Genomic DNA, 10,945 nt, shown 5'->3' with positions numbered 1-10,945 from the left:
TGCGGGGGACGGCGCAAGTACGTCCATGTAGCCTCGGTCGCGCCATCCATGGCGCTCACGCCCCCGCAACCTGAGCCACCCCGCCTTCGACAGGTTCCCGCAATCTGCCGGGATTGCGTACTGCACTGCTGTTGGTGGGTGTCGACCTTGGTCGACACGGTAGAGCCACGCTACGCGTGGATGCGCTTTCGCTTCGTGAGCGAAGCGACCTGCTTCTGCTTTTCTTTACTCTCTTCCGTGGCTGGACGCGCACGGAAACTGTCAGAGGCCGGGCGGGTAGGCCATGCAGGGGCGTTGGCGCCATGGATGGCGCCATCGAGCTTACAGGGACGTACTTGCAGCGTCCCCTGCATGGCCCACCCGCCCGGCCGAACACGCGATCCGCTCTACGCGACCAACCACGAGGGGCTCAGCCGTTCGCCGCCAACTCAACATCCAGCGCACGCAGGCGATCCACCGTGCCGACGTCGGTCCAGCGCCCGCGATGGTGCTGCCCCGTCATCAATCCCTGCGCCATGAAGTGCTTCTGCAGTGGCACCACCGAGAACTTCGGCGGCAGCCGCTCGCTGCCCGGCGCATCGCCAATCACCGTGCGCCAGTCGGCCACGATTGAAGGGCGGTACACGCCGATGCCGGCATAGGTCAGGCACGGTCCTTCGCGGTCATGGTGCAGCAGGCCCTGTGTGTCCAGCCGGTAATCACCGTGCGGATGCTGCGTGGGGTTGTCGACCAGCACCAGATGCGCCTGGCCCTGCGGCTCGCGCGGCAGTGTGTCGAAATCGAAATCGGTCCAGATGTCGCCGTTGACCACCAGGAACGGATCCTCACCCAACGCCGGCAAGGCATTGAGAATGCCTCCGCCGGTCTCCAGCGGGGTATCGCCTTCATGCATGAAGTGCAGGCGCACACCCCATCGGCTGCCATCGCCAAGAATCGCCGGGAACTGTTCCGCCAGCCATGCGGTATTGACCACGATATCGCGCACGCCGCAGGCGGCCAGGCGCTCCAGGTGCCAGACGATCAGCGGCTTGCCGGCCACTGCGAGCAGCGGCTTGGGTGTGTGCAGGGTCAGCGGGCGCATGCGTTCGCCCAGACCGGCGGCGAAGATCAGCGCCTTCATCGGGCCACGCGCATCGGTGTGCCGAGCTCGGCCAGCGCCGGCTTGATGCGTGTGTCCAGCAGCTGCCGCAGGGGGGCCAGCTCGCGGTAGCGCGGCAGTACTTCGTCCAGATAGGTGATGAAGCGCGGCGCATCGTCCAGGTAATGACCCTTGTTGTCGCGGTAACGCAGGCGGCAGAACAGGCCCAGGATCTTCACGTGGCGCTGGATGCCCATCCAGTCCGCGTCACGCAGGAAGGTCGCACGGTCGGGCACCGGCAGGCCCGCAGCGCGCGCGCGCGCGTGGTACTGCGCGAGCCACTCGTCCACGCGCTGCAGCGGCCAGCTCAGGAACGCGTCCTTGAACAGGCTCACGGCATCGTAGGCGATCGGGCCCCGCACCAGATCCTGGAAATCCAGCACGGCCGGACCGTCGGCAACGGGCATCAGATTGCGCGGCATGTAGTCGCGGTGGGTCATCAGCTGCGCCTGGCCCAGTGCGTTGTCCATCAACCGGCGATGGACCAGCTGCAGGCCCTCGATTTCGCCGCAGTCCAGCTGCAGGTTGAGATGGCGCTGCAGGAACCATTCGTCGAACAGGCCGGCATCGCGCTGCAGCAGGGCTTCGCCGAACTGGCCGAAGTCGGCCGGCACCGGGATCGCCTGCAGGCGCAGCAGCTGATCGATGGCGAGGCCGAACCATTCATCGGCGTTGCGCTCGTCGAGGATTCTCGCCAGGGTCGGACCGCCGAGATCCTCCAGCAGCAGGAAGCCGGCGTCCAGATCCTGCGCAAGCAGGGCCGGCACACGCAGGCCATGGTCGTGCAGCAGGCCGCGCATGCGCAGCCAGGGGCGGGGGTCTTCCAGTCCCGGCGGAGCATCCATCACGATGTGGCTGCCGCGTGTACCGGTGACGCGCCAGTAGCTGCGCATGCCCGCATCGACCGAGGCACGTTCAACCACGGCCTGTGCATCGCCAAGCTGGATACGGGCCCACTGCAGTCGCTGCGCGCTGCGCTGGGGATCGGAGGCGGGTTCGGTCATGCGGGCATATCCGGGCGCGCGGGGCGCGCCGACGTCGGGGACAGGAGGGAAAGGTGGGGCCGTTTCAGCGGCGACCGCTGAACAGGCGCAGGATCGCCAGCACGGCCACCGCGCCGACCACGGCACCGAGGAATCCAGCCGGTTCGCCCGGGGCGTACCAGCCCATGTACTGACCAAACCAGCCGGCCAGCAGGGCACCGAGGATGCCCAGCACGATGGTCAGCAGGCAGCCCATGCGGTTGTTGCCCGGCATGAAGAAGCGCCCGAGCAGGCCGACGAAGAAGCCGACCAGCAGGATGTACAGCCAGCTGCTGCTGCCGAACAGACCATTCATGCGTGTGCGTTCCGCTTGAGAAGAACGCAGCCTAGCAAGGCCGGGCTGCGTCCGTCACGGTGTGCCGGATCAGCAGCAGCCGTGGTCGCCATGGCGCGTGCCGCTGTCGGCGGCCACCGGCGAACCACTGGTCTCGCCACGCAGGCTGGCGGCGTAGTGCTCGCTGATCACCTTGGACACGCAGGCGGTGACCTTCTTGCCCATCGGAATGTGCAGGAACTCGTTCGGGCCGTGCGCGTTCGAGTGCGGGCCAAGCACGCCGGTGATCATGAACTGGGCACCGGGGAACTTCTCGCCCAGCATGCCCATGAACGGAATCGAGCCGCCTTCGCCCATGTACATCGCCGGCTTGCCGAAGAAGGTCTGGCTGGCTTCGTCGATGGCCTTGGTCAGCCACGGCGCCATGGCCGGGGCATTCCAGCCGGTGGAGGCCTTTTCCAGATCCAGGGTGACCTGCGCGCCGTTCGGCGGATCGCGCAGCAGCGCTTCTTTCAGCAGCTCGCCGCAGGTCTTGCCATCGGCGGTGGGCGGCAGGCGCAGCGACAGCTTCACCGAGGTCTGCGGGCGCAGCACGTTGCCGGCCGATTCCAGCGGCGGCATGCCGCCGATTCCGGTGACCGACAACGCCGGGCGCCAGGTGCGGTTGAGCACCAGCTCGGTGAGGTCTTCGTTCATCGGGCGCAGGCCATCGACCAGCGGGAACTTCTCGAAGATGGCCGTATCGACCACTTCGGCGGCACGCTTGGCCTGTTCCTGGCGCTCGGCCGGGATTTCCACGTTCATGCCGTCGATCAGGATGCGGCCGGTGTCCTGGTCCTCGATGCGCGACAGCAGCTGGCGCAGCAGGCGGAAGCTGGACGGCACCACGCCGGAGGCATCGCCGGAATGCACGCCTTCGTTGAGCACCTTGACGGTGAAGTTGCCCCCGGTGAGACCGCGCAGCGACGTGGTGCACCACAGCTGGTCGTAGTTGGCGCAGCCCGAATCCAGGCAGACCACCAGCGACGGCTTGCCGATGCGGTCGGCCAGATGGTCCACGTAGGCGGGCAGGTCGTAACTGCCGGACTCTTCACAGGCTTCGATCAGGACCACGCAGCGCGCGTGCGGCAGGCCCTGGGCCTGCAGGGCCAGCACGGCGGCCAGCGAACCGAAGATCGCGTAGCCATCGTCGGCGCCGCCGCGGCCATAGAGCTTGTCGCCACGCAGAACCGGGGTCCACGGGCCCAGGTCGTCGTCCCAGCCGGTCATTTCCGGCTGCTTGTCCAGGTGCCCGTAGAGCAGGACGGTGTCGTCGCCGGTTTCACTGCCGGTGGCGGGAATTTCCAGAAGAATCAGCGGGGTACGGCCTTCCAGGCGGACCACTTCGACCTTCAGGCCCGGCAGCTCCTGTGCCTTGGCCCAGGTCTCCATCAGGGTGACCGCCTGTTCCATGTAGCCGTTCTGCACCCAATTGGCGTCGAACATCGGCGACTTGTTGGGAATGCGGATGTAGTCGACCAACTGCGGGACGATTTCGCTGTCCCACTTGTCATTCACGAATTGGCCGAGCTTGGCGCTGTCCATCTGAAACTCCGGTTGCATGGCTGATCCGGCCATTCTACGCCTGCGCCGGGGGTAGGGTTTTTCCTACATCACGTCGGGTATTTGGCTGGCTTTTAGAAATCCACGAAACCGATAGTCTGTGTGTATGTGGTGACGGACACTGTTCCTACCGACGGGATTGCCGGTCGGGGCGGCCAGAACCACAAGGAGTTATACGTCGTGCCTTGGTTAGTCGTGTTGAGGGCACTGGTACTGGCAATGGGGATCGCAGGGGCGCATGCCGCCGAACCGATCGACATCAACCGGGCCGATGTCCAGGCGCTGCAGCAGGGATTGACGATGGTCGGAGCCAGGAAGGCTGCGGCGATCGTCGAGCACCGGCGCAGACACGGGCCCTTCAAGCGCGTCGAGGATCTGACGCAGGTGAAGGGGATAGGGACAGTGATCGTCGAACGGAATCGACAGCGGATCACCGTAGGCGACAGGCTGTTGCCCGCGGATCCGGTACCCGGATCGGTACCGGTGCGGACCGTACCAAGGCGTTGACAACAGGAATCGTCGGGACCCGCAGGAGGCCGGTCCACCGGGCACCGCCAGGGAGGCTGTGTTCACCGACCGTCGCAGGATGCGGCACCAATCACCAGGACGGTGGCATCACAGACCTGTGGAAGGGGCTGAGATACAAGCAGGACAGACGCGGCCGCGTGCAGGATGCAACGCCACCCCCACTTCGCAGGACGCGCGGGGGAGGCAGCAGGCCGACAAGGACGTGACGATTGCCCGGTACGACACAGGGTTGTGTCGCCGGGCATTCTCTTTTGGCGCGTTCGCTACGGCGCGATGGTGTACGGTGACCGCTTCGCATGGAATGGAACCTCCGCTGGATGCGTCTGCACCGTCCGTCCCTGATGCTCTCCCTTGTCCTGGCACTGCCGCTGACCGCGCAGGCCGGGCCGCCGTCTTCGCACTCGACCGACCCGTCCGGGCCGGTGGCCGCCGAACGCGGGCCTACTGATCTCAAGCCGGGCGAATTCCTCTGGCATCCGGAGATTTCCCCGGCCGGCCCGATCGTGCTGGTCGTCAGTCTGGACGAGCAGCGCGCCTACGTGTATCGCAACGGGATCGCCATCGGGCTGACCACGATCAGTTCGGGCAAGGCGGGACACGAGACGCCGACCGGGGTGTTCACGATCCTGCAGAAGGACAAGGACCACCGCTCCAACCTCTATAACAGCGCACCGATGCCGTACATGCAGCGGCTGACCTGGGACGGCATCGCCCTGCATGGCGGCAGCCTGCCGGGGCATCCGGCCTCGCATGGCTGCGTACGGCTGCCCCAGGCGTTCGCGCAGAAGCTGTTCAGCGAGACCCGGCGCGGCGATACGGTGGTGGTGGCCGATGCCAAGAGCGCGCCGATGACGCTGGCCTATCCCGCCGTACTGGCGCCGGTCAACGCGCGCGGCGAGGCCCTGCCCGAAACCGGCGACGGCAGTGTGGCGGCGGCCTGGTGGAACGACAGCGCGGCGCCGGCCGGGCAGGTCGGCATCCTGGTCAGCCTGCACGACCAGCGGCTGTACGTCCTGCGCGACGGCGTGATGATCGGCGAATCGCCGCTGAAAGCCGATGCGCTGCCAGCCTTCCAGGGCACCACGCTGTTCGTGATGGGGCAGGGCTACAGCGATGTTCCCAGCCCGCTCGATGCGAAGCAGCGCCTGCATCAATGGACGGCCTATCCGTTGCTGGGCCAGGACCGTGCGCAGGCGACCCCGGACCTGTTGGCCACGCCGTCGCTGCCACTGGCGCTGCCGGCCGATTTCGCCCGCCAGCTGTACCAGGTGCTGGTGCCGGGCACGACGCTGCTGGTGACCTCGCTGCCCGCCGTGCGCCCAAGCCCGGCTGAATCCGGCCTGCAGCCGGTCTTGGAATCCGAGCCGGCAGGGTCCACTCTCACAGGCAACTGAGTCCTGTGTCCCGTCCATGACCGCATCCCGCCTTTGCCGGCTGGCCACGCTTGGCCTGCTGGCAACCTCGGCCAGCGCACCCGCGTTGGCGCAGACGCCCGCCATCGCGACCCGTGCCGAGGATCTGGCCGCCCTGCTGGCACGCACCGCGCCGAAGGCCGATCGCCATGTGCTGCAGCTGGCGGCGCAGGCCATGCGCTGCGCCCTGTTGCGACCGGAGCTGGGCATCAGCGGCGAACGTCTGAGCGTGATCGACTATTCGCGGCCCTCCACCGAGCCGCGCCTGTGGGTGTTCGACCTGGCGCACCAGCGGCTGTTGTTCGAGGAATGGGTGGCGCACGGCCGCAACAGTGGTGAGAACCGGACCGAGCATTTTTCCAATCGCGACGGCAGTTACATGTCCAGCCTCGGTGTGTTCACCGCGCAGGAAACCTACATGGGCGGCAACGGCTACTCATTGCGGCTGGCCGGGCTGGAACCGGGCTTCAACGACCGCGCGCGCGAGCGTGCGATCGTCATCCATGGCGCCCCCTACGTGAATCCGGCGACCGCCCAGCTGCAGGGTCGGCTGGGCCGCAGCCTGGGGTGTCCGGCAGTGCGGCTGTCGGTGGCCAGGCCGCTGATCGACGCGTTGCGTGGTGGCACGATGGTGTTCGCCTATTACCCCGACCAGGACTGGCTGAAGCATTCGCAGCTGCTGGGTGGCCAGTGCGGCGCGCAGGATACGGTCGCCACGCGCTGATGCGCGATTGCACGTGGCGTGGTGCAATGCAGGCATGGATATCGATGCGCTGCTGAAGACTCCGAGCCAGGTGATTGCCCGCCTGGATTACCGCCGCGAACGCTGGCGCAATGGCCTGGGCTGGACCCGCGAAATCCTGCGGCTGCCGGCGCACGGGGACGACTGGGCCCTGCGCCTGTCCGTGGCGGAGATCGAGCAGGATGCCGCGTTCTCCGCATTTCCGGGCGTGGAGCGCGAACTGGTACTGCTGCAGGGCAACGGTGTGCGCCTGCGCTTCGCCGATGGCCGGGTGGCGGAGGTGCTGCCGCCGCATGGTCGCGTGCGCTTTGCCGGCGAGGAGGCACTGCACGGCGAACTGGTCGATGGCACCACCCATGATTTCAACCTGATGTGGAAGCGCGGGCAGTTGCACGCCGAGCTGCTGCACCGGCCGCTGGTGGGGTCGATGTTCTTCTTCTGCGAGCCAGGCGTGGCCTGGGCGCTGCACCTGCTGGCGGGTGAGGCCGGCTTTGCCGAGGACAGTGGCTTGCCGCCGATGCAGGCAGGCGACACTGCATGGCTGGCGGCCGGCGAGCGCCAGCGGCATGCGCTGCAGGGCAGTGGCGAGCTGCTGGCGATACGGGTGAGCGCCGCGGACTGATGATTCGCATGCGCCGATGGGCATCATCCGCGCATGCGCTGGGCGCTGCCTGGGCTAATACACATCACGGCGGTAACGGCCGGCCAGCAGCAGGGCCTCCTTGCCGTCGGTACCCAGCACCTGCTCGATGACCGCATCCACGGCTGGCGCCATGCCCTGCAGGCTGCCGCAGACCAGGATCGTGGCACCTTCATCGACCCATTGCCGCAGCGTTGCCGCCTCCGCCAGCAGGCGGTCCTGCACGTAACGGTGGCTGCCGCCGTCACGGCTGAACACCGTATCCAGACGCTGCAGCGTGCCGGCCGCCAGCATCGCCCGCAGTTCGTCACCGAAATGGAAGTCGTGCGCGGCCGAGCGCTCGCCGAACAGCAGCCAGGTGCGGTGCGCGCCGACGGCCGCGCGCTCATGCAGGTGTGCACGCAGGCCGGCGATGCCCGTGCCATTGCCGATCAGCAGCAGCGGCGCCGCAACGGCGGCACCGTGGAAGTTGTCGTTGCGGCGCAGGCGCAGTTGTACCGGCTCGCCGATGACGGCGTGGTCGCACAGCCAGGCACTGCCGATGCCGGGCGTGCCATCGGCACGCAGCTGCCGGCGCACCAGCAGTTCCACCGCACCATCGTCCATCACCGAAGCGATGGAGTACTCACGATGCGGCAGCGGCTGCAGGGCCGCCAGCAGGGCGGGCAGATCACCCGGTGGCACCAGTGAGGGCAGGTGCGAGCGTTCGACACGGGCCAGCAGCGTCTGGCCGTCCTCGAGCACCGTCTGCGGATCGAAACCCTGTGATTCCAGCCAGGCCCGCGCGCTGTGCCGCGCGTGCTGCGGGCCGATCTCGGCAATGTCGCCGGCCTGCCAGCGCACGCCGTCGCTGGCAGGCGCCTGCAGGCGCAGCCAGTACACCGGTCCGCCCTGGCTGCCGGGATTGAGGTGCCGGCGTTGCAGCAGCGTCCACGGCTGATATTCGGCCGGGCTCCAGTCGGGCAGTTCGCTGGCGCCACCGGCAAGTTGTCCGAGCAGTTGCTGCCAGTGCCGCAGTGCAGCGGGATCGGCGTTGTCGACCTCGATGGCGTCGAACAGGGCATGTGCGCCGTGCTGGCGCAGCCAGTCGTCGAGCTGGTGACCGAAGGCGCAGAAGTGACCGTAGCTGCGATCACCCAGGGCGAGAACGCCGTACGAAAGATGCTGCAGCGATGACGGCAGGGCCATCACATGGCGCAGGAAGGGCACAGCGTGTTCGGGCGGGTCGCCTTCGCCGGTGGTACTGGCGATGAACAGTGCACGCTGGCTGCCGGCCAGCAACGTGGCGTCGACCTCATGCAGACCGCGCACACGCACCGGCACGCCGGCACCACGCAATGCCTCGGCACTGCGTTCGGCCAGTTCGCGGGCGAAGCCGGTCTGGCTGGACCAGACCAGCAGGATCGGCGCGACGTCGCCAGAGGCAGCATCGTCGCGCGGTCGCCCACGCCACCACAGTGCGGTGCAGACCAGCGCATAGAGCGCGGTGGCGATGATGGCGATCTGCGATTGCCGCGCCGGCGGTGCGCCCTGCCACCAGGCTTCGCCGAGATGCAGTCGCAGCAGCGCCCAGCCGATCAGCGCCAGCAGGATCAGTACAAGCGCGTTGCCGAGCAGCGCGCGCGACGGCCGTGCGCTCATGCGTCCCGCTCGTCGAGCAGGCGCTGGAAGGCGCTGCTGAGAAACTCGTGCGGGCCATCCGCTGCGCGATGCAGGTAGCGTGCGGCCAGTCCTTCGCGTTCGGCCAGCGCCATGCCGTGCTCGCGGCCGAGTACGGTGAGTGCGGTGGCCCAGGCATCAGCATGCATCGCGTCGTCGGCGACCACCGTCACCGCCGCTGCAACCTGGCGTACCGGCCTGCCGGTGCGCGGGTCGAGGCTGTGGCTGTAGGCCTCGCCATCGGCCTGATAGTGATGCCAGCGATCGCCGGAGGTAGCGACCGCCTTGCCGTCCAGCGCCAGCACCCGCGGTGGTGTTTTGGCGTGCGCGTCTTCTTCCGGCGCCGATTCCACCAGCACGCGCCACCGTTGGCCATCGGGCTTGCGGCCGTAGCCGGCCAGTTCGCCACCGACCTCGATCAGTGCAGCAGCGATGCCCTGATCGCGCAGCCACGCGGCCACGTGATCGACGCCGAACCCCTTGGCGATCGCAGAGAGATCCAGTTCCAGTCCGCCGGGTTGCAGCAGCGCATCGCCGCGCCATTGCAACCGCTGCCAACCGCAGCGCTCGCGCGTGGCCTGCACGGCGGCGGCATCGGGTTGGCGGCGTTCGCCGGCATGTGCACCGAAACCCCACAGTGCCACCAGCGGGCCGATGGTGGGATCGAACGCACCGTCGCTGGCGGCGGCGATGGACTGCGCGCAGGACAGGACGTGACGGGTTTCGGCAGGCAGGGTGCACCACTGGCCTGCATCGGCGCTGTTGTAGCGGCTGAGGTCCGAGCCGGCGTCCCACGTACTCATCTGCGCGACCACATCATCCAGGCGCGCCTGGATGCCGGCGTGCAGCGGGTCCAGGTCGCGCTGGCGCGGCGCGACCAGCGACACGCTCCAGGTGGTGCCCATGGTGGTGCCGCCGAGGCGGGCGATGTCGAGCAGGGAATCGGTCATGACGGGGCGTGGCGGCTGCGATGCCGGGGCGTGCCCGGCATCGCGGTCCCCATTACTGCGGCAGCACTTCCAGCGTGGCCACGTAGCTCAGGCGACGCTTGGCGGCCTGCTTCACCGAGGTCTTGTTGTCTTCAGTGCCGGTTTCCAGCCAGTACATGCCGGCTTCCGGCCAGGTCACCTTGATTTCGCCCTTGGCGTCGCTGGTCACCTTCAGTTCGTCCTGCGCGTTGCGGTAGCGGGTGGCGCCGCGCACGATCTCGAAGGCAAGGCCAGCCGTCGGCTTGCCGTCGACCAGCACGCGGAAAGTGGCTTCCTCGCCGGCGAACAGGTCGTTCGGGTGACCGACCGCAACCAGCTCGATGCCGCGGTTGGTCGGCTTCAGTGCGGTATCGTTCGGCGCGCCATTGGTCACGAACGTCTCCACGCGGCCGACCGACTGGCTCACTTCCAGCTTCTCCGCGTCCTTGGGCAGTTCGCCGAAGGTGGCGACGGTACCGCGCCAGCGCTTGCGCTCGCCGTTCTGTTCGTAGGTGGCGAACAGGCCGTCATTGACCGAAGCGATGCGGTAAGTGCCCTGCTGCTTCAGCTCCAGATCGAACACGCTGCGGTACTTGCCGGTCGAGGCGTTCTGCGGCTGCACGGTGCTGCCGTCCGGCGCGGTGATCACCAGCGATTCCAAGCGCAGCGGCACGTGGTTGAAGTAGAACAGGTCGTTGGAGACCGCACCATCAACAGTGATCCACGGCGCATTGCCGGCGATCACGGTCTGCGAAGGCAGCAGCCAGGCCTTGTGGGCGAGTGCGGAAAAGGGAAGGGCAGCGGCCAGAGCGGCGGCGAGGACGAGCGTGCGCTTCATGCGGAAGACTCCAGGGACGTTGGATGGGTGGGGTCAGAGCCCTTCCTGCGGAAGGGATCCGACCCCGGAGTCAAATCCCCTTCCAACGGAAAGGGCTCTGA

11 protein-coding genes are annotated in these 10,945 nt (G+C 67.6%); 4 read left to right on the top strand and 7 right to left on the bottom strand.

All coding sequences use genetic code 11. The features are described 5' to 3' along the window. Positions 1 to 409 precede the first annotated feature (409 nt). The 4 genes from murU to ABE543_RS12335 form a co-directional block, all read right to left on the bottom strand. Positions 410 to 1,120 carry an N-acetylmuramate alpha-1-phosphate uridylyltransferase MurU gene (gene murU, locus ABE543_RS12350; RefSeq protein ID WP_346475742.1) on the bottom strand — a complete coding sequence of 237 codons (711 nt, stop codon included), beginning with the start codon at positions 1,118 to 1,120 and terminating at the stop codon, positions 410 to 412. Further along, positions 1,117 to 2,142: a phosphotransferase gene (locus ABE543_RS12345; protein ID WP_346475741.1), complete on the bottom strand. Its 1,026-nt coding sequence runs from the start codon at positions 2,140 to 2,142 to the stop codon at positions 1,117 to 1,119. Before ABE543_RS12345 ends, murU begins: the two co-directional genes overlap by 4 nt. A gap of 64 nt (positions 2,143 to 2,206) precedes the next feature. Continuing rightward, the gene (locus tag ABE543_RS12340) at positions 2,207 to 2,476 is read right to left on the bottom strand and encodes a GlsB/YeaQ/YmgE family stress response membrane protein (RefSeq protein WP_053516629.1); all 270 of its coding nucleotides are present in this window, start codon (positions 2,474 to 2,476) and stop codon (positions 2,207 to 2,209) included. 69 nt (positions 2,477 to 2,545) lie between these two features. Beyond that, the gene (locus tag ABE543_RS12335) at positions 2,546 to 4,039 is read right to left on the bottom strand and encodes a M20 family metallopeptidase (protein WP_346475743.1); all 1,494 of its coding nucleotides are present in this window, start codon (positions 4,037 to 4,039) and stop codon (positions 2,546 to 2,548) included. Positions 4,040 to 4,276: 237 nt separating this feature from the next. On the opposite strand from ABE543_RS12335, the gene ABE543_RS12330 reads away from it, so the two are divergent. The 4 genes from ABE543_RS12330 (at position 4,277) to ABE543_RS12315 (ending at position 7,361) form a co-directional block, all read left to right on the top strand. After that, positions 4,277 to 4,564 (top strand): helix-hairpin-helix domain-containing protein, encoded by a 288-nt coding sequence (locus ABE543_RS12330; RefSeq protein ID WP_227255415.1) that lies wholly within the window; start codon positions 4,277 to 4,279, stop codon positions 4,562 to 4,564. 338 nt (positions 4,565 to 4,902) lie between these two features. Next, positions 4,903 to 5,979: a L,D-transpeptidase gene (locus tag ABE543_RS12325; protein WP_346475740.1), complete on the top strand. Its 1,077-nt coding sequence runs from the start codon at positions 4,903 to 4,905 to the stop codon at positions 5,977 to 5,979. Between the two features lie 16 nt (positions 5,980 to 5,995). Beyond that, a complete protein-coding gene (locus ABE543_RS12320) occupies positions 5,996 to 6,721 on the top strand; it encodes a murein L,D-transpeptidase catalytic domain family protein (RefSeq protein ID WP_346475739.1) in 726 nt (241 codons plus the stop codon). A gap of 34 nt (positions 6,722 to 6,755) precedes the next feature. After that, positions 6,756 to 7,361: a HutD family protein gene (locus tag ABE543_RS12315; RefSeq protein ID WP_253118901.1), complete on the top strand. Its 606-nt coding sequence runs from the start codon at positions 6,756 to 6,758 to the stop codon at positions 7,359 to 7,361. A gap of 54 nt (positions 7,362 to 7,415) precedes the next feature. On the opposite strand, the gene ABE543_RS12310 is transcribed toward ABE543_RS12315, so the two are convergent. Genes ABE543_RS12310 through ABE543_RS12300 form a run of 3 tightly spaced genes read right to left on the bottom strand, consistent with a single transcriptional unit; the run spans position 7,416 to position 10,844 of the window. Continuing rightward, the gene (locus ABE543_RS12310) at positions 7,416 to 9,020 is read right to left on the bottom strand and encodes a sulfite reductase subunit alpha (protein ID WP_346475738.1); all 1,605 of its coding nucleotides are present in this window, start codon (positions 9,018 to 9,020) and stop codon (positions 7,416 to 7,418) included. Further along, on the bottom strand, positions 9,017 to 9,988 hold the full coding sequence (locus tag ABE543_RS12305; RefSeq protein ID WP_346475737.1) for an FAD:protein FMN transferase: 972 nt from the start codon (positions 9,986 to 9,988) through the stop codon (positions 9,017 to 9,019). Before ABE543_RS12305 ends, ABE543_RS12310 begins: the two co-directional genes overlap by 4 nt. A gap of 52 nt (positions 9,989 to 10,040) precedes the next feature. After that, on the bottom strand, positions 10,041 to 10,844 hold the full coding sequence (locus ABE543_RS12300; RefSeq protein WP_346475736.1) for a DUF4198 domain-containing protein: 804 nt from the start codon (positions 10,842 to 10,844) through the stop codon (positions 10,041 to 10,043). Between the last annotated feature and the right edge of the window lie 101 nt (positions 10,845 to 10,945).

It is taken from the genome of Stenotrophomonas sp. TWI169 (assembly GCF_039674705.1).
GTDB lineage: Bacteria > Pseudomonadota > Gammaproteobacteria > Xanthomonadales > Xanthomonadaceae > Stenotrophomonas > Stenotrophomonas maltophilia_P.
This window is presented reverse-complemented; position numbering and strand designations above follow the sequence as displayed.